This is a genomic window from Methanococcoides sp. DA23 (genome assembly GCF_057593895.1).
This window is the reverse complement of sequence record NZ_CM172520.1, coordinates 1,299,133-1,322,892: the sequence shown is the minus strand read 5'-3', so window position 1 is coordinate 1,322,892 and position 23,760 is coordinate 1,299,133. Positions and strand designations below refer to the sequence as shown.

Below are 23,760 nucleotides of genomic sequence, written 5' to 3'. Positions count from 1 at the left end.
CTTTCTTCACTCACTCGTTATAATTGTCTTCCTCTGTAAGCGATCTCATCCACCTCTTCAAAAGATGATGGTCCTTTGTATCGAAGATCAATGGATCGATCTGAAGGATCAATCTGGAATCAGATGCCATAATGGAGTCATTGGTCTGTTCCATGAACTTAATAACTGACCTGAGATCATTTTCAAGTATGAGATACTCAAGGCCATCTATCAGTATAATGCCGTCATTTACCTTTTTGATAAAATTCTCTATTGTAGGATGAAGTTTGAACAATTCTACAGGATCGACCGAAGGATATTCTGATCCTTTTGTCTTCGTAAGCCAGACAATAGGTGTCTTTGTAATATTGTACTTGGTCCTTATCTTTGCAGGATTTTCCCTTGTGATGCAAAGTCCAGGTCTTCCTTGCTTGACCATGGTGGCGAATATTTCATAAGAAGTATTCAGATCGCCACTATCCTGTATGTAGGTGCAACTTGGTTCAAGTCTTGGAGTATCTTTTATTTCTCTATTCTCTTCTATAGAAGGATCAATCAAAAGTCCGCTTAGTTCGGAAATATCCTGGAGTGTGACAACAAGTCCTTTCTTATTCTCATTCTCCATTATGACAGAGGTTGCTATGTTAAGATCGATATAGTCCCCATCTTTTTTAGACAATCCTAATATAAGGTTCTCCTGATCAGTAAATTCGAACAATTCATTATTGCAAGTTATTGTCGATATCGAATTATCGATAAGCTCATCATTGGTATACCCAAGAAGTTTTGTAGCTTTCTCATTAGCCGTAACGATGTTTTGTTCGATGTCAAGTATAATTGTTGCAATTGGTGATATCCTGATAAGCAGATTGAGGTGTTCATTAGCTTTTTTAAGTTCCTCTTCTGCGATCTTACGAGCGGTTATGTCCTCTCCTGAACAGAGAATTCCAGTTGTATTCCTGTCCTTATCTTTCAGTTTGATAGCATTCCATGAAAGTACTTTCTTCTGCCCGGATCTTGTAATGATAGACATTTCGAACACAGAACATTCTTCTGTTTCTACCTCACCCTGAAAGTCTTCAAAGCGTTCTTTTATGAACTCTCTGTCTTCCACAGGGATAAAATTATCAAAATAGTTTCTACCGATCAGTTCCTCTTCGGAACATTCGAGTATCGTTTTCCCCTTTTTGTTTATCTCGACAATATTCTGATCATTGCCGATTATTAGTATCATGACACCTGCAACATCGAGATATTTCTGGGCAGAATCCCTTTCTTTGAGTACCATATCCTGTTGTTGTTTCAGCTTCAACAAAGAATGTACCCTTGTCTTCAGTTCCAGCATATCAACAGGTTTGGAAAGGAACTCATCGGCTCCTGATTCAATGCCTTTTATCTTGTCTTCTTTTTCAGATAATGCTGTAACAAGAACTACGGGGATTATTTTAGTGTTGTCATCTTTCTTGAGGATTTCACAGGTTCGATAGCCGTCCATTTTTGGCATTAGGACATCGAGAAGGATCACATCAGGTTCAAAATCCTTTACTTTTTCAAGGGCTTCAATGCCATTAGTAGCCATTGCGAGTTCATAATCACTTGAAAGGTATGCTTCCATTAGCTCAAGGTTCCATGGTTCATCATCGACAACAAGTATCTTTGGAAGCAATTCACTCATATGTTATACTCCTAAAAAGTAAAGGTATTTCTGATACGATTTTCATCCTTTTGTTTCTCCACTCATTGATAACTGGCATAAGGATATTTCATCTTTAAATTGTTATTACTTAAATAAATATGTTACTATATATAGTTTCATATTAAGATAATGTCAATCTTTGCTTAGAAAAATTGTGAGGCCGAAAAGAATAGCTGTCATGAGAAAAATGGTCTTTATCTCTATACTCTTAGCAAGTGCTCCGGCCATCAATGGCATCAGTGCAAGTCCCGCATAGATACAGGTATTATAGACACCCATTGCAATCCCATTCTCGACCTTCATGGAAGCGATGGCAATTGGAAGCCCTACAAGCATCAGGCCGGAACCAGCACCAATGATGAAAAAACCTAACATCGAGCTATAAATTGTAACGACTATGCCAACGGTTGCTATCAGTATCCCTCTTTTAATGAGTTTTGCGTAGCCGATATCCATATAAGATGCCAGAAGGGATGAGATCATTGTAGACACATAGAGAAGTGAGATCGATATACCTAGTTCTGTCTTTGAGAGTGTATCGATCCCATATTCAGGATAGAGGGATACAAGGACGCCGCTTGATCCTGCAAGTATAAATGAGATGATCCATATTCCGCGAGTATCCTTTGAGGTGAAAATATGTGACTTTGAGTGTTCCCTTTTACTTACTTTCTTTTGAAGTTCTATCTTTCCTATGGTCCTTGAAGGGATTATAAAAAGGTATATTGCAAAAAGAATTGTTAAGAATGTCAAAATAGAAAAAAGAATTATACCGTTCTTGATATTAGTATGGACCAGATAACCGGTAACTGCAACACCGGAAGCTAGTCCGGCATTGAGGAGAAAGCTGAATTCTCCCATATAACGTGCTCTTTTTGTATAAACTGCCAGCCTTGAATATGCTGCAGGGAAGAATGCACCACATGCAGCCCCTTCAATGAAGCGTGCTGATACGAACATCATGAAGTTATCCGTAAAGATCATCCACAGCCCTGATATAAATGATAGCAAGAGACCAAGACCAATCAATTTCAGAGTATCAGTTCTATCGCTTAATATTCCAAATGGGAGCATAGTACTTAATGCTCCGAGGAAGAACGAAGAATATACCAAACTTGAGGAATTTATGCCGTATATTTGTCCACTGGCAGAAAGTTCTGGCAGTACAGGTATGACAGCATTTGAAAGTCCCATTATGACTAACACGGATGAATAGATCAAGAACCTGTCATTATCCATAATAGCTGATAATATAATGGAAGGTAGATACGTCTTTGTATCTGTATATGATAACTTTTAATGCTCCTTACAAGAGCTTGTTCATAAAGTAGGACAGTTGCAGTAGTAAGAATGAAGTCAGAACAAATGTCTGCATTGGGCATTAATTTCTCATTGAAGCCCAGATATCGTTAGTTGAGGATCTCATATCTTTTATTGAAAGTATTCTTTTCAACTACAGATACCCTTCCTGATCTATCCTTTATGATGTAATCTCCGGCTTTGCCCTGTACTGTACCTTTAGGAGTTTTCACGCTGAAATCGGCAGTCATTCTTAATGCATGACCTATCGGTGTTTTCTGCATATCTTCATCGGTTGAAGGTGAATTTGTATGCAGATCTTTCTTTGATCTACTCATTTTATTCCTCCTTCATAATTATGGGTTATTCATTGCTTATATATTTGTCCGACATAATTAATTATTTCTAATTGTGTATAATTTTATAGTTATTTTGATTCTATGCATTCCATCTCACACCTTTATTTCTGTCAGTTTCATACTATACTATTTATTCCAGGTTGACAAATGAGGATAGAAAGAATAAGGAAAAAGTATGAACATTACACTTATTGGCATGTCTGGGGCGGGTAAATCCACTATTGGAAAACAGCTTGCAAAAAAACTTGATCACAAGTTCATAGATATTGATGATCTCATACGCGGAAAGATCGGTACGGACCTGCAAACATTCATAGATGCTCACGGTGACGATGAGTTCATTGAACTTGAAGAACAGATAGTCATTGGACTTCGTGAACTGGATAACTATGTTATTGCAACTGGTGGTAGCATAGTCTATTCAGAAAAAGCGATGAAGCATCTTAAGGAAATTTCCACGATAGTTTATCTGGATGTATCTTTTAGTCTGATCGCCCGGCGTATCTCTCCTTCCAATAGAGGGCTTGTTGGCTTTAAGGACAAAGGGCTGAAAGACCTGTATCACGAGCGGAAAAAATTATACGAACATTATCTGGACGTTCGGATAAAAATAAAGAAAGGTGAGAAAAAAAGGGATATTGTAGAACGTATCATTGCTTCATGCTCTGATAAAAGTTCTACTTTTTGAAGCGTCCGAAAGATATACCGGTTTCAAATTTCAATTTGTAAGCGCCTGAATAGGAGCTGGTATCCTTCCACCACGTGCTATAAACTCTTCCGAACTGAATTCGGATACTTTCATAACCGGTGCTCTTCCAAGTAATCCTCCGAATTCCACGCTGTCACCTACCTTTTTGCCCGGGGCAGGTATAAGGCGTACAGCAGTTGTTTTCCTGTTTATCATTCCAATGGCCATTTCATCGGCAATGATGGCTGAAATGGTCGCTGCGGATGTGTCTCCTGGAATTGCTATCATATCCAATCCCACGGAACAAACGCTGGTCATGGCTTCCAGTTTATCAAGGCTCAATGCACCCAATTCGACTGCACGTATCATTCCCGCATCTTCGCTGACCGGAATAAAAGCACCACTTAAACCGCCCACATAGGATGAGGCCATCGAACCACCTTTTTTCACTGCATCGTTAAGAAGAGCAAGAGCTGCAGTTGTTCCATGTGTTCCACAGTTCTCGAGTCCCATGGCTTCAAGGATGGCTGCAACACTATCGCCTATTTCAGGGGTAGGTGCAAGGGAAAGATCGAGAACTCCAAAATCTACATTGAGCCGGCGGGAAACCTCTCTTCCTACCATCTCTCCCATCCTTGTTATCTTAAAAGCGGTTTTCTTGATGGCCTCTGAGATCTCACCAAGGTCGGGGTCTTTCAGTTCGCGTACAGCTGAATTTACGACGCCTGGTCCACTGACTCCGACATTAATTACACAATCCGGTTCTCCTATACCGTGGAAAGCACCTGCCATGAAAGGATTATCTTCAGGTGCATTTGCAAAGATAACAAGCTTTGCACATCCGATGCCATCAGCATCTTTAGTTGCCTCCGCTGTCTTTTTGACTATATGTCCCATCATTGCCACAGCGTCCATGTTTATCCCAGCTTTTGTAGTAGCTACATTAATGGATGAGCATACTTTTTTAGTACTGGCAAGAGCTTGCGGAAGGGAATTGATGAGCTTCAGGTCACCAGGGGTTATCCCTTTATGAACAAGGGCACCGAACCCTCCTATGAAATCTATGCCCACATCTTCAGCAGCTCTGTCAAGGGTCTTTGCTATGGAAACATAGTCCTCAGTATCACAACTTTCAGCAACTATGGCAATGGGAGTGACAGCAATTCGTTTGTTAGTTATGGGGATGCCGTAAAGGTTCTGAACTTCCTCTGTGGTCTTCACAAGTTCCTTTGCATAACCAGTTATCTTGTTGTAGATATTCTTATTGAGGACATCGATGTCACTATGGCAGCAATCACGAAGATTAATTCCCATGGTAACTGTCCTTATATCAAAGTTCTCAGCTTTGATCATGTGGATGGTCTCAAGTATCTCTTCTGGATGAATAAGCATCTTGATCACCTGTTTTAGATCCTGTGCATAAAGCGGAAGGCATCTTCGTGTTGTACACGCACTTCAACACCAAGCTCTTCCCCTTTTTCAACCATTGCTTTTTGGAATGATGCAAGGTCAAAGTTCTCGGAATCCACGCCTGCCAGCATGATCATTGTAAACAGGTCTTCCATTATGGTCTGGCTGATATCAACGATATTCACATTAAAATCTGCCATCACTTTTGTAATGCTGGCAACAATACCTATTTTGTCGATACCGATAACAGTGATTATGAAGCGGGTTGAGGTCATATTTTTGTCCTTCTTTCAATGACTTGATAGTTCGTTAGAATGAATGTTCACGTATAAGGTGTGATTTATTATAGTTCTTTACCTTCGTTAAAGGATATTTTAACAAAGTAAGTTGTGGATGGGGTCTGATGTCAGAAATACCAATAATTAGTAAAATAAAAATATATTAGCAGTCACTTCCATATCATCAACAGTATAAGTTGTATTTTCTGTGTCATTCGCTACACACCCTGCGATGATAAGGCTGCTACCATAAAGATCAGTATCCATATTTTTCATAACAAAACCTGTAAGAATATTTCATCTGGCATGATTTAAGCCTGATGGATCCTGTGGTGCATGCTGATCAATATGGCTATTTCTCTGAATAAATGTATCTAAAAAGGATTCAGTTGTAGAGCAGGAAAAGACCTGCAATATAACCGAAATAGACCAGCATGATAACTACGCCTTCCCATCTGTCAAGCCGTTTTTTCGTGATCCCGAAAATAATAAGCAAGAGCATGATGACTATCATGAATGGGAAATCATACATAATGGATTGGTCAAGGATTGGAATTTCTCTTATCTGTGAGGAGAATCCCAGTATGAGAGCAATATCCATGGTGTTTGCACCGAGGATGTTTCCGATGGAGAGGTCCTGGTGTCCTTTAAGGGTTGCAGAAATTGCGGTTATAAGCTCAGGAAGGGATGTCCCAAGTGCTACAAGGGTTAGTCCTATTATCATTTCAGGAATGCCAAACCAGCGTGCTATCTCGGTGCCGGTGTCCACAAGTATGCGGCTTCCGATAACTACAAGTGCTGCTCCAAGTAAAAAGTAGAAGATATCTGACCGCATTTCGCCTAAAGATAGTTTTTCCCTTTTATTCTCATTGCCACTAAATATGGCAGACTGTAGGCGATAGTTATAGTAAAGAAAACCTACGAATATGATCAGCAGGATAATACCATCGAACGAACTTAATGTTCGATCCAATGTCAGTGCTATGAGTGTGAGGGCTGCTATCAGCATGATAGCACCTTTATGAATGAAAGAATCTCCATCAACAGGTATTGCCTTTACTGCTATTACCACTCCAAGTGCAAGCCCTATATTACAGATGGCAGAACCGACCGCATTCCCTATCGTCAGGTCGGTATGGCCAAGGTATGCGGCCATTGCAGAAACGGTAAATTCGGGTGCTGTCGTAGCAAAACTGACTATGGTAGCTCCGATTATTATCTTTGGAAGACCACTTTTGGCGGAGATGGATACCGCGGCTTCAATGAACCAGTCCGCACCTTTGGTGATCAGGACAAGGCTTAACAGGAAAAGTAATAGGGTGGATAGCATAATGTTCACCCCTATAGCTTCCCATTAGATTTAAAATGCGTGTATCAGTCTTCATCAGTGATAACGAGAACAGGTCCTATATTTGCTGCAATAAGCCATCGGGTAATACTTCCAAGGGGCTCAGACCTCAAAGATTCGGAACCCATTATTGTCAGGTTCACATTATTTTCTTCGGCTATTCTGATAAGGTCCTTGGCAATGTCATCATTTTCAAGTATGATCTTTTCAACCTCTACGCCTGTTCTTCTTGCATTTTCAAGTGCATAGTCCATGTTGGCTTCGATGTTCTCCTTTACGATCACCATCATTTTTTCAGCAAGTTCTTTTGGAAAGATACCTTCCAGAGTTTTTTTCCTTTCCACATAGACAATGATCAACTTGCCTGATTCTTTATCCGCGACATGCAGTGCGTGATCGATGACCCTTTTTGAAAGTTGCTTTTCATCAATGGGAACAAGAATGTTCTTATAAGCGATCTCTTCCATACTCTTTCACCTTTTGATATTATAATCTTTGATCGTTTAAGTCATTGTCACTGATACGATATCCATCATTCTGTCATTGAAGGCCTAATGAGGTCACAGCTAGAACGATCAATATTCCCAGTCCTACCATTCTCACGGCATGTTTTATGAGACTTTGTTTCGCGATCTTACCTGAATAGACTCCAAGTATGGCAAGAACAGATATGCTGAGTATGACCGCTATCTCAAGTGACAGTGTATCAAATAATACGAAGGGCATTATCGGTACAAGGGAGCCAATAAAGCTTGATCCGCCGTGTGTTATGGAATCATTCCATATCTTTTTCTTTGTATCTTGCTCCAGTGTTGTGGCCTCAAGACTTCGTAGAAGGGGTTTTTCCAGTTCTGCAAGATTGCCGTACTCTACCGCACTTTCAGCAAGATATGAACCTAGGCCGTTAGTCAAGGCAAGGGCAACGGCACCACCAAGAGCAGCATTGATAATGATCGATGGATCTTCCACAACATGGGATGTTCCTATGACAACACCAAGCACTGCCAGTATTCCATCTATACTTCCTAATATGATGTATCTTCCTTGTTCGTGATCAAGTTTCATGTTCCATATCCTGTGGAGAATTTGACCATTTTCATGTATAAAAATGTTATAATAGTACTAAAACAATGTCATACTAGTACTAAAACAATGATGTTCTGATCAATTTGCAATAGAAACGTCTCTTGTCTGGGCAATGTGCTTGTGCATGGCAGATTCGATTACATATTCTAATTCTTCATCCATAAAGGGTTTCTGTAAATAGCCTACAGGGTTTGCAAAGGACGCCCTTGTAGTTGTTTCATTTGATGAATCCCCTGTTAAGAAAATGATTGGAACTGAGCATCTATTTTCTATTTCTAACGCTGTTTCGATACCATCAAGATTTCCTTTGATAAAAATATCCATTATAATGAGATCTGGAATATTTTCATTGATCATCAATAATGCTTGCTCCGATGATACTGCATGTCCTGCTACCTTGTATCCCATTTCAAGAAGTTTCAGCTTGATCATCATGGCGACTATCATTTCATCTTCGACTATTAGGATGCTCTTTTCTTTCATACTACCACAGTTGAACTGACTATAAATTGTAAATTCATTGCAAAAAAGAAAAAGGTCCGGAGTATCAACTCCGGGTTTAGTAGTTATGACGTACCCCCATACATCAACACTTTAAAGCGATCATTTGTGCCATGCACAGGCTTTTCCTTCGTCTTCATGACTTGACATGATCGTGACTTCCTTCTTTGATTCCCACAACCCATGAACGTTGCAGTTTGCCAGCGCATCCAACTTCATTATAACAGATTTGCTGCCACATTTTCCACAAACATTTACGCCACGAATGTTGCATACCTGGTAGGCATGGATACCTACAATCTCTTCTGTTGGTTCAACAGTAAATGTTGCTTCAGCTTTCTCATCGGAAGGTGATAGCTCTACCCTGCCGATCTTCATATCCCCGAGCGAGAGTTCGATCCACTCTATATAGTGTTCGTCCTGCATAACGTGTGGTAATTCCCCCACTTTTACAGTAACTTCGAATGAACCTTCTGCGGTCATCACTTCATCAGCTTCGATAACAGGTACATGTTTCTGTTCTGTTTCTGTGATGTTTTCCGGGTCTTTAAGTCGGTTGATTACTTGTTCACTCATAAGATCACCCATTACTTCATTATTATATACGATATTTGAAAATATATAAGTTGCCAGCAAAGATACTGGCAACATTTCTCACATGTTCAGAACCTGTAATTCTTGACCGAGTGGTAGAGTACCACAAAGAAGAATGCAAGAATTACTCCCAGCAATCCAAAGTATTGTACTGGATCCCAGACGAATTGCATGGTTCCTGTTCCTTCCCAGCCCACAAGGACCGTTCCCTGAATGATCACCGGGACTACGATACAGATACCTGCCAGTATGAATATGAACAGGATATCAAATATCGTCATGAACATGCTTCTTTCTGTCTTCATTTCGCTTGCCATGTCTTTCTCCCCTTCAGTCGTAATACTTAAAGTCGTACATGTGTTCCTTGATGGACTTGTACACTCTGATACATCCGATCGTTTCTATCCCAAGCAAAAGTACTACGAATATAATGTAGAATGGGAGTATTGTCGTGATCTCGGGTACTTCTCCTGATCTCCATATTGTGGAGATGATCCTATAGACGATGAACGTCTCAGAGAAATACAGCAATCCTAGGACCAGAAGAATTACTCCTGCATCCTGTTTCAGCTTGTTGTTATATAGTGCTTCATCTGCCATGATATATTCCTCCTGTTCACCTCTTATGTGCAGGTTCAGGCCATCCAAGGTCTTCTCCCCAGTCGTGCTTTGCGTCTATGCTCCTGTATCTCCATGAGAAGTAGAAGTATGCTACTACATAGAAGACAAGTCCGAAGATAAGGTTGTAGCTGTATCCCCAGTTAAGTGTAGACATGATCACGATCGCCAGGAATATTGTGAAGTATGCCAGATAAGGTTGCAGTGGTCCGACAAATGGACGTACTTTTTGTGTGTGTTCCGGGAACATCCTCCTGAAACGTATCAGGGAGAATGGGATCATCACGTAGCATACAAGTCCTGATGTGATGGAGAAAGTAATGACCTGGTCCAGGAAACCACTGTATGCAAAGGCAATAGCAATTGGCATTGTGAACACAACAGCTCTGTATGGTGTGCTGTACCTTGGGTGCACTGCAGCGAACCAGTTGGTCAGGAAATGATCTCTTGAAAGAGCAAACCAGGACCTTGATGAATCACAGACAGTACCGTTGGCACTTGCAAGACAGGTGAATAGAGTACCTACTGCAAGGAATGCAACCAGGAATTTAACACCGCTCTGGTTTGCTGCTTCAAAGAGTGGATAAACAGATACACCGAGTTCTGCGGTTGGAATGAGACCTGAACAGACGTAGAGTGTCATACCTGCTCCGAGGAGAAGGGTGATCATACCTGCCTGTTGTCCAAGAGGAATAGCTCTTGTTGGGTGTTTACATTCTTCAGCACACATTGCTGCTCCTTCGATACCAAGGTAGAACCATGGTCCAAACTGCAATGCGGCGAAAACTCCGATAAATCCGTTGGGTATAGCTCCTGAAATAAGGTATTCCGGATGCCATGTTCCACCAATTCCACTAATATTCATAAAGAAGAATGCTATAATTGCTATCAATGCAGTGAATGTAAGAGCAAAGTTAAGATTAAGTGCTGCTACAACTCCACGATAGTTCATAAATGTCAAGGCCGCGATAACGAGCAAAGTTACCGGGAATGTTTGTATTTCCGGGAAGATCGATTGTGCGATAGATGCTACAACAATAGCGTCCGCAGCTTCCAGGGCAATATATTCCATATAAACAGCAAGACCTACAATGGCCGCCGCACCGGGTCCTACGAATAATCTTGCCCAATCGTATGGTCCACCGGCAAGTTTAGTGGATGAACCTAGTTCACTGGCACACAGTGAAACCATTACATACATGGTACCTGCAACCAGCAGTGCAAAGAGTGAACCTAGTATACCACCTTTTGCAACTGTGAAGTTCCAACCCATGTATTCGCCGACCAACACGATACCGACACCGAGTGCCCATACATGATATGGACGCAGTGACTTTACCAGCTCGACTTCATTTGAATTTTCTGACATTTGTCCTCCTCCTGTAGCATTACTTGTTGGATACTTTGCTTGCGTCCAACAACATCCAGCCGATCAAGGCAAAACATATGAGGTATATTACCCCGTTTATTAAAGTCCACATATCCATTTTGAATGCCCCCTTAGCATCTTGTTTGACTTTTTATTCTGATGTTTATTTGTCTATTAAAATAATGACAAATGGCGTTATAAAAAAAAACCAGCGATCTCTCGCTGGTGAAAACGTCATTGCTAATTTCAGGGTTAGAAGGTAAGACCGAATTCTTCGAGTTTCTTTCTTGCGCCTTCGTAGACCTTGACATACTCGTCGGTTGGTGTGACGGTTGCAACGTCATAGCATTCCTGGAATGTCTTTCCTTCAGGAGCGTTTGCGTAGTTGCCTTCGTAGGAGCTGACGATGTTGTTGATAACAGCGTTCACGGAGTCGATGTCCATGCCTGCTGTTGCACGTGCGACTTCTCCCATCATCCTTGCTTCCATTCCGGTTGTCTTGTCAGTGATGACACCCTTTGCTGCTGCGACACCTGAGAGGATCTCACGGCCGGATGCTGTGTCAGTTACGGACTGTGCTGCTGCTTCGAGGAGGCACATCTCGGTACATGGACCTGCACATGGATAGTACTGGTTACCGGTCATAAGGTCTGTGAACTCACTGAGAGTTGCACATGCCCATCCTGCTATCTGGAGGGTTTCTCTGGTGTTGGTGGATCCCCATCTGATGTGGACAGGACCATCAAGGTGCCAGCTTGCACTGCTCATTACCATGGAGTTAATGCTAGTTGCAACGTCTACAATGGTTGTTTCCTCAATACCACCAGCGTATCCGCCGAAGATAGGCATCTGTTCGTCCATGATGATGTCGCTGTTACCCTTGTAGTGTGCGATAACTGCGATTGCATCGAGGTCGATCTTAAGCTCGTTGAGCTGTGATACTTCGTGGCTGTCACTTGTTACCTGGCCGCCGACACAGTCGGAAGCGATGTTTCCCTGTGCTGACAGGGAAGTCTCAGGTCCCTAAACAGCCATACCAGGTCTGCCAGCCATTGCTGCTGCGTTCTTGATGATCCTTGTTTCGGACTTTGCTGCGAGGATCTCGTATGGGCTGCCTGGTATAGGCGGCTTACCACGGACCGTCATCATAACACCATTTACAATTGTGTCAACTTCTTTCTCGAGTGCATAGCTCATGTGAATTGCAGAGAACATATCTTCTGAGATAGGTGAGCCGGTTGGACCGCCCTGTACTATAGGCTTTCTCTTGTCGCCTACTTCTCTCTTCTTCATCTGTACTGAGTCTCTGCCGGTACCGAGCTGGAATGCTGGCATTGGGTTGTTGATAGCGTCCCAGATCTCGTCCTCTGTGTATTTGACGATCCTCTTTGTGTCTGTGCAGTAGATACCACATTCAAGGAGCATGTCGATACCTGCCTTGAAGAGTCTCTCCATCTGGTCCTTGTCGGTTGGAACGGTCTCGGTACCAAAGTCAAGGTTGTATTTCTGCTTGAGTTCCATTGCCTTCATTGGAATGGTCATCAGATCCCAGTCATCCTGGGTACATTTCTCGCCTTTCTGTGCTCGGTCGTAGAAGTCAAAGCAGGTAACTGATTTTGTAAATGTCATTTTGATCTCTCCTGCTCATGCCATAAGTTCAAGTGCTACTCTTGCTGCTTCTGCTGCATTTTCGGCTGTGCCGTCTGCACCACATTCTTCGATCCATGCATCTGTGACTGGTGCGCCACCGAACATGATCTTAACAGAATCTCTGAGGTTCTCTTCTTCGAGTAACCTTACTACATCTTTCTGTCCAAGCATTGATGTTGTCATAAGTGCGGAACCGACAAGGAGCATTTTCTTACCCTTGTTCTTTGCAATTGCTTCAACTACATCCTCGTTTGGAATATCTGTTCCAAGGTCAAGGATCTCAAAGCCGTTTGCACCGAGCATTGTTGTAACAAGACGGTGACCGATATCGTGAATATCTCCTTCCTGCACGAAAGTTACTGCCATGCCTACACCCTCTTCGTCGCCTTTCTCTTCTGCGAGAATTGGCTCAAGGATCTCCATTGCAGCTTTCATTGCCTTTGCAGACATCATGATCTGTGGAAGGTAGATAGTTGCTGCTTCGAAGTTGTCGCCTACGATCTTCATTCCTGGTGCAAGTGCTTCGTTGATAATGTCGAAGGCAGTAATTCCTGCATCAAGTGCTTCCTGTGTTATTGCAGGGCAGCCGTTGATATCCTGATTCACTATTGCATTTTTCAGCTTGTCAAAAAGTTCTTGATTTCCCATTTCTATTTCACCTTTCTTGTATTACGCAATATTGTCTGTTCAATGCCAATTTAGAGTAGGCATCAGTAAATTAACATCAGTTCCAAAAACATATAACCTAGCCGATAGCGTTTTTGTAAACTATATTAAAATATGCCCATGCTGTTTGAACTTGTAATGTCTAAACAAATTGATGTGGGCGGGTATATTCGAATAACACTGCATATTTTATCGTTTAGCTACAATCAGCAGGATGGATAAAAAAAGACAATGCCTTGAAAATCGACAATGGCATTGAAACGTTGAATGTAAAACATGGGGGGTGCCGGTGAGACTACTACTGCACCTTAAATGAAGTGAAATGAAATGAGGATGAATGATAAAAAAGTTCCCTTATTATCATTTTTTAGTTGTATCATTTTCCATTTCACGTCGGTGTTTATGGATAGCGATCTCTATATTGCTACTTAAGTCCCTTTCTGTGAACGGTTTTATTATGTATCCATAAGGTTCGGTAAGTTTAGCTCTTTCGAGGGTTTTCTCATCAGAATGTGCTGTAAGGTATATCACAGGGATCGAGAACCTTTTACGTATCTCCTCAGCAGCTTCAATACCATCCATGTCTCCTTTCAGCATAATATCCATAAGCACAAGGTCCGGAAAGGTTCCTTCTACTTTATTAATGGCATCTGCTCCGGTAGCTGCGATCCCTGAGACAACATAACCAAGTTCCATCAATCTTTTTTTTATCACCATTGCTACGATCGCTTCATCTTCAACTACTAATATCCTGATATTTTTCATAGTAACACCTTGTTATTTGCCATCACGGAAAGTTATTGTAAATGTAGTCCTGTCGGTCGTATCAAGTTTAACTTCTCCTTCTATCTGGGAAACGAGATTCGTCACAAGCTGTAATCCAAGGGATTCAGTATTCTTAAAATCAATATCTTCCGGGAAATGTTTGCCTGTATTGCTAATGGTAAGTTCAAATAGTTCTCCCCTTCTGAAAAAATCGATATCGATCTCGCCTTTTATGCCGTTTTCAAAAGCATGCTGGAGTGCGTTGGATGTAAGTTCATTTATGATGATCCCAAGAGGTACAGCAGTATCCATTCCAAGGAAAACATCATCGACATTGAGAATAAGTTTCACATCTTCTTCCTCTACTCTATAGGAGTGGAAAAGATGATCTGTAAGGTCTCTGATGTAGTCGGCAAGATCAAGGCTGACAAGGTCCTTTGACTGGTAGAGCTTCTCATGGATAAGGGCTATTGAACGTACACGGTTCTCGCTGTCCCTGAATGCATCTATTACTTCCTGGTAACGGAAGTTGAGTGATTCCAGATACAACATTCCAGAAACGACCTGAAGATTGTTCTTAATGCGATGATGTATCTCTTTCGTTCTTATTTCATCCATTTTCTTCAGTGCATTCTCAGCTTCGACACGCTCGGTAATATCAAGTATCGTTCCCTGGAAGTATGCGATCTTTCCTTCATCATCGCGTTGTATGAACGTATCTTCATGCACCCAGCGTATTTCTCCGCTTTTGGTGACAATACGATAGTCTTTGTGGAAATGATCGTGCCCTTCATCTGCACATTTTTTCAGTTCGGACCAGACACCATCATGGTCATCTTTGTGAATTATGTTGCCATACAAAAGATTTCCTGATAAGAACTCTTCCAATGAATAACCAAATTGAGCAACATTGTCAGAAACGAATTCAACAGGATATTCCTGATCGAACTTCCACCAGAATACCACAACTTCACTGCTGTTCACTGCTGATTCCATTTTTTGTATCAATTCATATGAGTTTTGTAATTCTTTGGAGTAATCAGTTAAAGCATCCATTATTTCGTTCATACCTTCGGGTATGAGCTTAAAGTCGATCTCTACATCCGTATTGGCCCTGGCATCGAGATCCCCCTTTATCGCAGCTCCTGATATCTTCTTAAAATCAATGACTATTTCGTTGATCCTGTCTGTAAATGAAGCTGCTATTAAGTATGCCATGGCACCCATGAAGATGATGGAGAATGTATAGATCGTGATCAGGGTGGAGCGCAATGATTCCACCCCGGCTAACATCTCTTCGGTAGGAACAACGAGTACAATAGCGAATTTACCTGTTTCGATGGGTTCGTAGAACATTACTACTTCTTTTTTGGTAACCGGATCGATGGTATTGATATGTCCTCCAATACCATTATTGATGTCTTTGGTAGCTCTTTCTATCATCGGGATCTCAAAATCGACCATTGATTTTAGGCCGATCCAGTCCTTTCTGGTTGGATGGGACAGTAACACTCCGGTATTGCTTACCATGAACAAATAACCGGTATCAAATGCTTTTACGCTGCTTACGGTCTCATCAACATAGTTTAGTTCTACATCGACCCCACCGATGCCGATGAACTCTCCGTCTCTGACAATGGGTGCATCATAACTTACGATAAGAGCGCCCTGGTAAAGATATGGTTCTGTGATGATGTCCTGTTCCAGTTCCTTTGTAAGCTGATAATAATCAAGGGTATCATAATCTACAAGTGGCTCTACGAACATCTCGCCTCCGATCTTGTTCCAGTAAGGAATGAAACGGCCGGTTTCGTCGTGAGTTGCATCAGCATCGATGAACTCCGAATCCCGGCCGTCAAAAGCGTTTGGTTCGAAAGCAACATATACGGCAAGAAGGTCTGGATTTTCCAGTAATAGTTCTTCCAGCATGGCATTTATTTCATTACGGTCAGCATTATCATATCTGACCAGAAGTGCTGCAAGGGTCTGTGCAACTGCCATGTTAGCTTTCATATCGGCATCGTAGCTATTTGCAAAACTTTTTGCATTTTGAATGGAATCGTGATATGCAAGCTGTTCTTCCTGTTCGGTGACTGTGGAGATGACAATGAAGGTAGAAGCGGATAATATCAGAAAGACCCCTGTTACAATATATAGTACCAGTTTTACTTTTAATGACAGATCTTTCCATTTCATCATCGTTTCACTTCCATTGTGATATTCAAATTAATTTATTCAATAGGATGAGGATAGGTTCTTATAATGTTCGAACAACATTTCTCCCCATTCTAATGCACTGGCTTCAAAGCTCATAATGTCGTGATGATCATATCTGCCTTGAATATTGAAAAGGCTCATGTAGATGAAATTATCAGTGACACTGAATGAGGGTGGCCTTATTGTATCTTCACAGACAAGAATTGTAGTGTTCTTTGAATTAAGGAATGATTCCATCTCCTTTTCGGAATCGCTCAACATTCTTTCAAGCACGGATTCTGTAAGTATGATATCTATACTGACTCCTGAAGTATCCAGTTTACTGAAAAGGTCCAGATTATCCGGATGGTAAAGGGAGAGTACGGATGATACTTTGTTCGACATTTGCATGTTATTCAGGTAGTGATCCTGTAGTTCATACATGTGATCCAGGTCAGGTACTATTAATTGAATATTTCCAAGGCTTCCAATGTTGTCCAAAAGCTCATCTGGAATTGCGGTCAGATCTCTTTCGTCCCAGTATTCACAGGATATATCAAAGACTTTAAGCATGTTTGAGAGGGGCTTCATGTTCTCTACGACCAGTCTTCCTATACTGGTCAATTCATATGATCCGTTCTCATTCTTATCTATAAATCCTACCTCCCGTAGTTTTTTTATCTGTGGGAGTATGGATGAAGAGGTAACTTCAAGTGTAGAATCTATTGTTTTGATATCAGCAGGATTATTAAGTAGCATAAGGAGGAGATTTTCTCTTTTCTCGGAGAGAAAAATAGTTTCAATAAGTTCCATTGGCATCTTGAATACTCCTTTATATCTCTGTTATCTCTGTTGATCGGTCACAATAATACTGGAAAAGCTCTTTTCCCCATTTCAAAGCGGTCTCATCGAAGCTCATTATATCTCTGTGATCATACCGTCCCTGTTCATTGAAAAAGCTGACATACATGAACCAGTCAGAGACATCGATAGCTGGTGGTCTTCCTTCGCCTTCATAAAGATACAATCTTGTGCTCTCTGACGAAAGTAGGAAATCCAGTTCTGAAGCACAATTCTTTTCCATTCTTTTAAAAACGGATCTTGAAAGTAATAGTGTGAGACTGTCTGCTTTTTCCGCAAGTTGGGAATAGAACTTTGGATATTCAGGGCGGAAAAATGAGATGATGGACATTATTTCCTTTGATCTCAATAGGTTCTCAGTGAATTCTTTTGGTATCTCAAAAGTATAGTTCAGGTCAGGTTCAAGAAGGAGATAATTACCAAGCTCGTGAAGTCGTTTAAAAAGGTGTGGTGGGAGTATATTAATATCGTGCTGTTCCCAGTAACTTCGATTCTCGTTTATCATTCGCACTGTGTTAAGTAAAGGGAGCATGTTTCTGACTATAAGTCTGCCAGTATTGGAAAGTCTATAAGTTTCATCTTCTTCAACGATGAGACATTTTTCTTTCAGCTTTTTTATCTGTGGCATCATTCCACGAGAGGTCACATTAAGTGAGACCTTGATCTGTTCTATGTCTCTTGGCCCTTCCATAAGTAACAAAAGCAGGTTTGTCCTTTTCTCAGAAAGCCAGATATTATCTGTCAATGAAGAATTCATTATACCCCTTTACCCCAAAATACTGCCGATGATAGATTTCAGCTTTTATTTGTAACGGTATAATGATTGTTTGTTAGATAAGAAGGTTTCTATTTATTATTGTGAATTCAACTGAATTTCAGTTAGAAACATCTTATGAAATTAAGTTCAAATGAAAGTAAAAAATATAAAAAGGAGAAGTTGTGGCAATTATACCACAACCAATTGGAGTCAGCTTAATAAATATAGTTCTTAAGTGAATGGCGCAGGATCACAATAAAGAATACAAGGATCACTGAAAGCAATCCAAAATATTGTACTGGATTCCATTCGAACACCATGGGTCCAGTATCTCCTCCTCCAAGTATAATTACGGGAGCTATTACACAAATACCTGCGACAACGAAGATGAACAGGATATCTGCGATCTGCATGACCATACTACTTTTTACTTCAGATTTTGCCATATTTCCATCTCCTTAATCGTAATAGTTAAAGTCGTACATGTGTTCCTTGATGGATTTGTACACAGTGATGCAACCTATGGTCTCGATCCCGAGCAGGAGCACCAGGAACAAGAGGTAGACCGGAAAGATGATACGAACTTCAGGAACTGCATCCCAAAGGGTTGACATTATCTTGTAAAAGACAAATGTTTCTGAGAAGAACAATAGTCCTAGCACAAGAACAATAATGCCTGCATCTTTTTTGAGGTCGTTGTGATATTTTGTCTTATTTACCATTTTAGTTCCTCCATTATCTCCTGTGTGATGGTTCAGGCCATCCGAGGTCCTCTCCCCAATCGTGATTGATCTCAATGCTCTTGTATCTCCACGAGAAGTAGAAGTATGCTATCACGTAGAACAAGAGTCCGAAGATAAGGTTGAAACCGTATCCCCAGTTAAGGGTAGACATGATCACAATGGCAAGGAAGATCGTAATATATGCAATTGTTGGCTGCAGAGGACCCACAAACGGGCGGACCTTCTGGCTGTGCTCTGGGAATAACTTCCTAAAGCGGATCAGGGAAAATGGGATCATTACATAGCAGATAAGACCTGATATGATTGAAAAGGTGATGACCTGATCGAGGAAACCACTAAATGCAAATGCGATCGCGATAGGCATTGTGAAAATGACTGCCCTGTATGGGGTGCTGTAACGTGGATGCACGTCAGCGAACCAGTTTGTCAGAAATTTATCCCTTGAAAGGGCAAACCATGACCGTGATGCGTCACAAACTGTACCGTTTGCGCTTGCAAGACAGGTGAAAAGTGTACCGATACCGAGAGCTGCAATAAGGAATGTTGAACCTGTTGATGTTGCTGCTTCAAAGAGTGGGTATACTGAAGTACCGAGTTCTGCGGCTGGGATCAGACCTGAACATATGTAGAGGGTCATACCTGAACCGAGAAGAAGGGTTATCATACCTGCTTGCTGACCAAGAGGAACTGCTCTTGTTGGATGTTTACATTCTTCTGCACACATTGCTGCTCCTTCGATACCAAGGTAGAACCAAGGTCCAAATTGCAGAGCCGCAAAAATACCGATAAAACCGTTAGGCATAGCTCCTGATATGAGATATTCTGGATGCCAGGTGCCGGCAAATCCGGTAATGTTAGCGAAGAAGAAAACGATAATAGCTATCAATGCAGTGAACGTGAGTGCAAAATTAAGGTTAAGGGCAGCCACGACTCCACGATAGTTCATAAATGTTAAGAATGCGATAATTAACAATGTGACCGGGAATGTTTGTATTTCCGGGAAGATAGAATTTGTGATGGATGCAACGACAATAGCGTCAGCAGCTTCCAGGGCAATGAATTCCATGTATACTGCAAGACCCACAAGTGCAGCTGCACCGGGCCCTACGAATAATCTTGCCCAATCATAAGGTCCGCCTGCAAGTTTAGTTGATGATCCTAGTTCACTGGCACACAGTGAAACCATTACAAACATGGTACCGGCAACCAGCAGTGCAAAGAGTGAACCAAGTATTCCACCTTTTGCAACTGTGAAGTTCCATCCCATATATTCGCCTACCAGAACAATACCAACTCCAAGCGCCCATACGTGATAGGGTCGGAGTGTCTTTACGACACCGGCATGTTCCGAATTTGTATTTCCAGACATTTAACTCTCCTTAAAAACCACAATTATTTTGAGACTTTACTGGCATCTAACAACATCCAACCTATCAAAACAAAACAGGTCAAATAGATGATTCCATTGATTATAGTCCATATATCCATTTTCGTGCACCTTTTCCTTAAGAGGTAAGTTACCACTTTACCTTGCTAATGGCAACTTTTAGATATGGGTTGCCTCTTTTCAAGGGATTTTGTGCCACCTATTACATTGTATTATTTATATTTTTTGGTCAGTCGGGTGGAGGAAATGTCCTTCTGGTACTCTATAATATAAATTTTTCTATTATAAAGTTGGTATTAAAATATTTTTAAAGAATATGTGCAATTTTATTTTAAAAAATAAGGCAGGGAAGGTCCACTTAAATTTATTACATTTATAATTTATGATATGCTATTTTGAAATGCTGACTCTTTAGTATCTACTCGATATACTGGACAGTATCGAATCTCTTTATAGAGATGGCCATGCGTGTAAGGGAGCAGGTTTTCTTCACAGCATTTAAAAGCTGTGATCAGGCTGTAGTACTCGTGGGTCGTTTGTTAGCCTCTGTAGGCCATGTGTGGCTACTGTGGTGGCTGGTAAGTTGTATGCAGTAGGATAGGATGCAATATTGTCCCTGTAATGATCATGGACTGAGTGTGATCTATGTAGGGATTGAAGATCGTATGAGTATGAAAACCTCGCAGTAATATATAGGTGCTTTATGGGTCACCTACTTGGAAAAACATGCAAAAAAGGAAAGAATGCCAGCACATAGGCTGGCAAAATATATCATGTAATGTTTTGATCTTAGAATGTAAGACCGAATTCTTCGAGTTTCTTTCTTGCGCCTTCGTAGACCTTGACATACTCGTCGGTTGGTGTGACGGTTGCAACGTCATAGCATTCCTGGAATGTCTTTCCTTCAGGAGCGTTTGCGTAGTTGCCTTCGTAGGAGCTGACGATGTTGTTGATAACAGCGTTCACGGAGTCGATGTCCATGCCTGCTGTTGCACGTGCGACTTCTCCCATCATCCTTGCTTCCATTCCGGTTGTCTTGTCAGTGATGACACCCTTTGCTGCTGCGACACCTGAGAGGATCTCACGGCCGGATGCTGTGTCAGTTACGGACTGTGCTGCTGCTTCGAGGAGGCACATCTCGGTACATGGACCTGCACATGGATAGTACTGGTTACCGGTCATAAGGTCTGTGAACTCACTGAGAGTTGCACATGCCCATCCTGCTATCTGGAGGGTTTCTCTGGTGTTGGTGGATCCCCATCTGATGTGGACAGGACCATCAAGGTGCCAGCTTGCACTGCTCATTACCATAGAGTTAAGGCTGGTTGCAATGTCTACAATGGTTGTTTCCTCAATACCGCCAGCGTATCCACCGAAGATAGGCATCTGTTCGTCCATGATGATGTCGCTGTTACCCTTGTAGTGTGCGATAACTGCAATTGCATCGAGGTCGATCTTAAGCTCGTTGAGCTGTGATACTTCGTGGCTGTCACTTGTTACCTGACCACCGACACAGTCGGAAGCGATGTTTCCCTGTGCGGAAAGTGAGGTCTCAGGTCCCTAAACAGCCATACCTGGTCTGCCAGCCATTGCTGCTGCGTTCTTGATGATCCTTGTTTCGGACTTTGCTGCGAGGATCTCGTATGGGCTGCCTGGTATAGGTGGCTTGCCACGTACTGTCATCATGACACCGTTAACAATAGTGTCAACTTCTTTCTCGAGTGCATAGCTCATGTGAATTGCAGAGAACATATCTTCTGAGATAGGTGAGCCAGTTGGACCGCCTTGTACTATAGGCTTTCTCTTATCGCCTACTTCTCTCTTCTTCATCTGTACTGAGTCTCTGCCGGTACCGAGCTGGAATGCTGGCATTGGGTTGTTGATAGCGTCCCAGATCTCGTCCTCTGTGTATTTGACGATCCTCTTTGTGTCTGTGCAGTAGATACCACATTCAAGGAGCATGTCGAAACCTGCCTTGAAGAGTCTCTCCATCTGGTCCTTGTCGGTTGGAACGGTCTCGGTACCAAAGTCAAGGTTGTATTTCTGCTTGAGTTCCATTGCCTTCATTGGAATGGTCATCAGATCCCAGTCATCCTGGGTACATTTCTCGCCTTTCTGTGCTCGGTCGTAGAAGTCAAAGCAGGTAACTGATTTTGTAAATGTCATTTAAAGTTCCCCCAATATTATGCCATAAGTTCAAGTGCTACTCTTGCTGCTTCTGCTGCATTTTCGGCTGTGCCGTCTGCGCCGCATTCCTCGATCCATGCGTCTGTGACTGGTGCGCCACCGAACATGATCTTAACGGAATCTCTGAGGTTCTCTTCTTCGAGTAACCTTACTACATCTTTCTGGCCAAGCATTGATGTTGTCATCAGTGCGGAACCGACAAGGAGCATTTTCTTACCCTTGTTCTTTGCAATTGCTTCAACTACATCTTCGTTTGGAATATCTGTTCCAAGGTCAAGGATCTCAAAGCCGTTTGCACCAAGCATTGTTGTAACAAGACGGTGACCGATATCGTGGATATCTCCTTCCTGTACGAAGGTTACTGCCATACCTACACCCTCTTCGTCGCCTTTCTCTTCTGCGAGAATTGGCTCAAGGATCTCCATTGCAGCTTTCATTGCCTTTGCAGACATCATGATCTGTGGAAGGTAGATTGTTGCTGCTTCGAAGTTATCTCCTACGATCTTCATTCCTGGTGCAAGTGCTTCGTTGATAATGTCGAATGCACTAATTCCTGCATCAAGAGCTTCCTGTGTTATTGCAGGGCAGCCGTTGATATCCTGATTTACGATTGCGTTTTTGAGCTTGTCGAAAATTTCTTGATTTCCCATTTTCATCACCTTTAATATACCAATCTTGCAGCCCGTCCGCATTATTTCAACGCGGTCGGTCGTTTATCCTGCTTAATTGCAAATCTTCCTTGATGATACTCGTATATAAACATTTGCAGAACGGAACTAAACTATTTATACTTTTAAACCATTATCGGAAGCCATGGTAAAAACTGAAATGTATCCTATTCAAAAAAAGTTGACTTACGAAGAACTAAATAAAAGAATTAGGTATATCGAGATCCTTATTAAAATACTTGATCGACTATATTTTGTCCGATACAGGTATAATGGTGATTCTGTCGAAGAGGCTGCAAGGAAGGTAGGAGTGACAAAAAAGGTTGCATACGTATGGCAAAAAAGGTGGAACCGTGATGGTTATTCTGGTCTATTGCCTCGTTATTCAGGTGGCCGTCCTTCCAAGCTTACCGATGATCAGAAGAGTGATCTCAAGTTCTATCTAAGGATGCAAGGGAACTGGACGACTGCACGTGTTAGAGAGCTTATCAAAGAGAAATTTGGTGTCGAATATTCTCTAAAACAAGTTAGAGTTATTATGAAGGGACTGAATTAAAAGGTTATTTAGTTTGGTTCCAAATGCATCTTTTTGGTCTCTTTACGAACTTAATTCAATGTAATGGCGTTACTATGCGAAATAGCTATATACTAGGTG

The 23,760-nt window shown here is 41.7% G+C and carries 24 protein-coding genes and 2 pseudogenes; 2 read left to right on the top strand and 24 right to left on the bottom strand.

Annotated elements, in window-relative coordinates; translation table 11 throughout:
* Nucleotides 1–10: 10 nt before the first annotated feature.
* The 3 genes from AC20MK_RS06505 to AC20MK_RS06495 form a co-directional block, all read right to left on the bottom strand.
* Nucleotides 11–1,654 carry a DUF835 domain-containing protein gene (locus tag AC20MK_RS06505; protein WP_487355065.1) on the bottom strand — a complete coding sequence of 548 codons (1,644 nt, stop codon included), beginning with the start codon at nucleotides 1,652–1,654 and terminating at the stop codon, nucleotides 11–13.
* Between the two features lie 153 nt (nucleotides 1,655–1,807).
* Complete coding sequence (locus AC20MK_RS06500) at nucleotides 1,808–2,914, bottom strand: MFS transporter (RefSeq protein WP_487355064.1); 1,107 nt, start codon at nucleotides 2,912–2,914, stop codon at nucleotides 1,808–1,810.
* A 170-nt stretch (nucleotides 2,915–3,084) separates the two neighbouring features.
* Complete coding sequence (locus AC20MK_RS06495) at nucleotides 3,085–3,312, bottom strand: hypothetical protein (RefSeq protein WP_487355063.1); 228 nt, start codon at nucleotides 3,310–3,312, stop codon at nucleotides 3,085–3,087.
* A gap of 196 nt (nucleotides 3,313–3,508) precedes the next feature.
* Between AC20MK_RS06495 and AC20MK_RS06490 the strand changes: the two genes are divergently transcribed.
* Nucleotides 3,509–4,021: a shikimate kinase gene (locus AC20MK_RS06490; protein WP_487355062.1), complete on the top strand. Its 513-nt coding sequence runs from the start codon at nucleotides 3,509–3,511 to the stop codon at nucleotides 4,019–4,021.
* Nucleotides 4,022–4,051: 30 nt separating this feature from the next.
* Here AC20MK_RS06490 and AC20MK_RS06485 read toward each other — a convergent pair whose 3' ends face one another.
* The 21 genes and pseudogenes from AC20MK_RS06485 to AC20MK_RS06385 form a co-directional block, all read right to left on the bottom strand.
* The gene (locus AC20MK_RS06485; protein ID WP_487355061.1) at nucleotides 4,052–5,413 is read right to left on the bottom strand and encodes a DUF711 family protein; all 1,362 of its coding nucleotides are present in this window, start codon (nucleotides 5,411–5,413) and stop codon (nucleotides 4,052–4,054) included.
* A 14-nt stretch (nucleotides 5,414–5,427) separates the two neighbouring features.
* Entirely contained in the window at nucleotides 5,428–5,706 is a 279-nt protein-coding gene (locus tag AC20MK_RS06480; RefSeq protein WP_487355060.1) for an ACT domain-containing protein, read from the bottom strand.
* A 388-nt stretch (nucleotides 5,707–6,094) separates the two neighbouring features.
* Nucleotides 6,095–7,039 carry a calcium/sodium antiporter gene (locus AC20MK_RS06475; RefSeq protein WP_487355059.1) on the bottom strand — a complete coding sequence of 315 codons (945 nt, stop codon included), beginning with the start codon at nucleotides 7,037–7,039 and terminating at the stop codon, nucleotides 6,095–6,097.
* A 44-nt stretch (nucleotides 7,040–7,083) separates the two neighbouring features.
* Complete coding sequence (locus AC20MK_RS06470; RefSeq protein WP_487355058.1) at nucleotides 7,084–7,524, bottom strand: universal stress protein; 441 nt, start codon at nucleotides 7,522–7,524, stop codon at nucleotides 7,084–7,086.
* A 73-nt stretch (nucleotides 7,525–7,597) separates the two neighbouring features.
* Nucleotides 7,598–8,122 carry a VIT1/CCC1 transporter family protein gene (locus tag AC20MK_RS06465; RefSeq protein WP_487355057.1) on the bottom strand — a complete coding sequence of 175 codons (525 nt, stop codon included), beginning with the start codon at nucleotides 8,120–8,122 and terminating at the stop codon, nucleotides 7,598–7,600.
* Between the two features lie 99 nt (nucleotides 8,123–8,221).
* Nucleotides 8,222–8,626, bottom strand: a complete 405-nt coding sequence (locus AC20MK_RS06460; protein WP_487355056.1) for a response regulator — start codon at nucleotides 8,624–8,626, stop codon at nucleotides 8,222–8,224.
* Between the two features lie 120 nt (nucleotides 8,627–8,746).
* Entirely contained in the window at nucleotides 8,747–9,220 is a 474-nt protein-coding gene (locus AC20MK_RS06455) for a class II SORL domain-containing protein (RefSeq protein ID WP_487355055.1), read from the bottom strand.
* An 86-nt stretch (nucleotides 9,221–9,306) separates the two neighbouring features.
* On the bottom strand, nucleotides 9,307–9,555 hold the full coding sequence (locus AC20MK_RS06450; protein WP_487355054.1) for an AcrB/AcrD/AcrF family protein: 249 nt from the start codon (nucleotides 9,553–9,555) through the stop codon (nucleotides 9,307–9,309).
* 13 nt (nucleotides 9,556–9,568) lie between these two features.
* A complete protein-coding gene (locus tag AC20MK_RS06445) occupies nucleotides 9,569–9,838 on the bottom strand; it encodes a monomethylamine transporter (RefSeq protein ID WP_487355053.1) in 270 nt (89 codons plus the stop codon).
* Nucleotides 9,839–9,854: 16 nt separating this feature from the next.
* On the bottom strand, nucleotides 9,855–11,225 hold the full coding sequence (locus AC20MK_RS06440; RefSeq protein WP_487355052.1) for an APC family permease: 1,371 nt from the start codon (nucleotides 11,223–11,225) through the stop codon (nucleotides 9,855–9,857).
* Nucleotides 11,226–11,477: 252 nt separating this feature from the next.
* A pseudogene (locus AC20MK_RS06435) lies at nucleotides 11,478–12,854 on the bottom strand (monomethylamine:corrinoid methyltransferase).
* A gap of 15 nt (nucleotides 12,855–12,869) precedes the next feature.
* On the bottom strand, nucleotides 12,870–13,523 hold the full coding sequence (locus AC20MK_RS06430; RefSeq protein WP_487355051.1) for a methyltransferase cognate corrinoid protein: 654 nt from the start codon (nucleotides 13,521–13,523) through the stop codon (nucleotides 12,870–12,872).
* Nucleotides 13,524–13,901: 378 nt separating this feature from the next.
* Nucleotides 13,902–14,306 carry a response regulator gene (locus tag AC20MK_RS06425; protein WP_487355050.1) on the bottom strand — a complete coding sequence of 135 codons (405 nt, stop codon included), beginning with the start codon at nucleotides 14,304–14,306 and terminating at the stop codon, nucleotides 13,902–13,904.
* 12 nt (nucleotides 14,307–14,318) lie between these two features.
* Nucleotides 14,319–16,505, bottom strand: coding sequence for a histidine kinase dimerization/phosphoacceptor domain -containing protein (locus AC20MK_RS06420; protein ID WP_487355049.1), 2,187 nt, complete (start codon nucleotides 16,503–16,505; stop codon nucleotides 14,319–14,321).
* Between the two features lie 36 nt (nucleotides 16,506–16,541).
* A complete protein-coding gene (locus AC20MK_RS06415) occupies nucleotides 16,542–17,321 on the bottom strand; it encodes a helix-turn-helix transcriptional regulator (RefSeq protein WP_487355048.1) in 780 nt (259 codons plus the stop codon).
* Nucleotides 17,322–17,334: 13 nt separating this feature from the next.
* Nucleotides 17,335–18,120 carry a helix-turn-helix transcriptional regulator gene (locus AC20MK_RS06410; RefSeq protein WP_487355047.1) on the bottom strand — a complete coding sequence of 262 codons (786 nt, stop codon included), beginning with the start codon at nucleotides 18,118–18,120 and terminating at the stop codon, nucleotides 17,335–17,337.
* A gap of 215 nt (nucleotides 18,121–18,335) precedes the next feature.
* Nucleotides 18,336–18,566 carry an AcrB/AcrD/AcrF family protein gene (locus tag AC20MK_RS06405; RefSeq protein ID WP_487355046.1) on the bottom strand — a complete coding sequence of 77 codons (231 nt, stop codon included), beginning with the start codon at nucleotides 18,564–18,566 and terminating at the stop codon, nucleotides 18,336–18,338.
* Between the two features lie 12 nt (nucleotides 18,567–18,578).
* Entirely contained in the window at nucleotides 18,579–18,842 is a 264-nt protein-coding gene (locus tag AC20MK_RS06400; protein ID WP_487355045.1) for a monomethylamine transporter, read from the bottom strand.
* 13 nt (nucleotides 18,843–18,855) lie between these two features.
* The gene (locus AC20MK_RS06395; protein WP_487355044.1) at nucleotides 18,856–20,232 is read right to left on the bottom strand and encodes an APC family permease; all 1,377 of its coding nucleotides are present in this window, start codon (nucleotides 20,230–20,232) and stop codon (nucleotides 18,856–18,858) included.
* 807 nt (nucleotides 20,233–21,039) lie between these two features.
* Nucleotides 21,040–22,416 (bottom strand): annotated as a pseudogene (locus AC20MK_RS06390) (monomethylamine:corrinoid methyltransferase).
* Nucleotides 22,417–22,433: 17 nt separating this feature from the next.
* On the bottom strand, nucleotides 22,434–23,087 hold the full coding sequence (locus tag AC20MK_RS06385; RefSeq protein WP_487355043.1) for a methyltransferase cognate corrinoid protein: 654 nt from the start codon (nucleotides 23,085–23,087) through the stop codon (nucleotides 22,434–22,436).
* Between the two features lie 163 nt (nucleotides 23,088–23,250).
* Between AC20MK_RS06385 and AC20MK_RS06380 the strand changes: the two genes are divergently transcribed.
* Nucleotides 23,251–23,661, top strand: a complete 411-nt coding sequence (locus AC20MK_RS06380; RefSeq protein ID WP_487355042.1) for a helix-turn-helix domain-containing protein — start codon at nucleotides 23,251–23,253, stop codon at nucleotides 23,659–23,661.
* The last annotated feature ends 99 nt before the right edge of the window (nucleotides 23,662–23,760 follow it).

Excerpts from the sequence above, each read along its gene's own strand:
- AC20MK_RS06445 (WP_487355053.1), bottom strand. The coding sequence starts at position 9,838 with ATGGCAGATGAAGCACTATATAACAACAAGCTGAAACAGGATGCAGGA.
- AC20MK_RS06465 (WP_487355057.1), bottom strand. The coding sequence starts at position 8,122 with ATGAAACTTGATCACGAACAAGGAAGATACATCATATTAGGAAGTATA.
- AC20MK_RS06495 (WP_487355063.1), bottom strand. The coding sequence starts at position 3,312 with ATGAGTAGATCAAAGAAAGATCTGCATACAAATTCACCTTCAACCGAT.
- AC20MK_RS06405 (WP_487355046.1), bottom strand. The coding sequence starts at position 18,566 with ATGGCAAAATCTGAAGTAAAAAGTAGTATGGTCATGCAGATCGCAGAT.
- AC20MK_RS06410 (WP_487355047.1), bottom strand. The coding sequence starts at position 18,120 with ATGAATTCTTCATTGACAGATAATATCTGGCTTTCTGAGAAAAGGACA.
- AC20MK_RS06430 (WP_487355051.1), bottom strand. The coding sequence starts at position 13,523 with ATGGGAAATCAAGAACTTTTTGACAAGCTGAAAAATGCAATAGTGAAT.
- AC20MK_RS06470 (WP_487355058.1), bottom strand. The coding sequence starts at position 7,524 with ATGGAAGAGATCGCTTATAAGAACATTCTTGTTCCCATTGATGAAAAG.
- AC20MK_RS06500 (WP_487355064.1), bottom strand. The coding sequence starts at position 2,914 with ATGGATAATGACAGGTTCTTGATCTATTCATCCGTGTTAGTCATAATG.
- AC20MK_RS06450 (WP_487355054.1), bottom strand. The coding sequence starts at position 9,555 with ATGGCAAGCGAAATGAAGACAGAAAGAAGCATGTTCATGACGATATTT.
- AC20MK_RS06385 (WP_487355043.1), bottom strand. The coding sequence starts at position 23,087 with ATGGGAAATCAAGAAATTTTCGACAAGCTCAAAAACGCAATCGTAAAT.
- AC20MK_RS06395 (WP_487355044.1), bottom strand. The coding sequence starts at position 20,232 with ATGTCTGGAAATACAAATTCGGAACATGCCGGTGTCGTAAAGACACTC.
- AC20MK_RS06420 (WP_487355049.1), bottom strand. The coding sequence starts at position 16,505 with ATGATGAAATGGAAAGATCTGTCATTAAAAGTAAAACTGGTACTATAT.
- AC20MK_RS06475 (WP_487355059.1), bottom strand. The coding sequence starts at position 7,039 with ATGCTATCCACCCTATTACTTTTCCTGTTAAGCCTTGTCCTGATCACC.
- AC20MK_RS06415 (WP_487355048.1), bottom strand. The coding sequence starts at position 17,321 with ATGCCAATGGAACTTATTGAAACTATTTTTCTCTCCGAGAAAAGAGAA.
- AC20MK_RS06485 (WP_487355061.1), bottom strand. The coding sequence starts at position 5,413 with ATGCTTATTCATCCAGAAGAGATACTTGAGACCATCCACATGATCAAA.
- AC20MK_RS06490 (WP_487355062.1), top strand. The coding sequence starts at position 3,509 with ATGAACATTACACTTATTGGCATGTCTGGGGCGGGTAAATCCACTATT.
- AC20MK_RS06400 (WP_487355045.1), bottom strand. The coding sequence starts at position 18,842 with ATGGTAAATAAGACAAAATATCACAACGACCTCAAAAAAGATGCAGGC.
- AC20MK_RS06460 (WP_487355056.1), bottom strand. The coding sequence starts at position 8,626 with ATGAAAGAAAAGAGCATCCTAATAGTCGAAGATGAAATGATAGTCGCC.
- AC20MK_RS06480 (WP_487355060.1), bottom strand. The coding sequence starts at position 5,706 with ATGACCTCAACCCGCTTCATAATCACTGTTATCGGTATCGACAAAATA.
- AC20MK_RS06440 (WP_487355052.1), bottom strand. The coding sequence starts at position 11,225 with ATGTCAGAAAATTCAAATGAAGTCGAGCTGGTAAAGTCACTGCGTCCA.
- AC20MK_RS06425 (WP_487355050.1), bottom strand. The coding sequence starts at position 14,306 with ATGAAAAATATCAGGATATTAGTAGTTGAAGATGAAGCGATCGTAGCA.
- AC20MK_RS06380 (WP_487355042.1), top strand. The coding sequence starts at position 23,251 with ATGGTAAAAACTGAAATGTATCCTATTCAAAAAAAGTTGACTTACGAA.
- AC20MK_RS06455 (WP_487355055.1), bottom strand. The coding sequence starts at position 9,220 with ATGAGTGAACAAGTAATCAACCGACTTAAAGACCCGGAAAACATCACA.
- AC20MK_RS06505 (WP_487355065.1), bottom strand. The coding sequence starts at position 1,654 with ATGAGTGAATTGCTTCCAAAGATACTTGTTGTCGATGATGAACCATGG.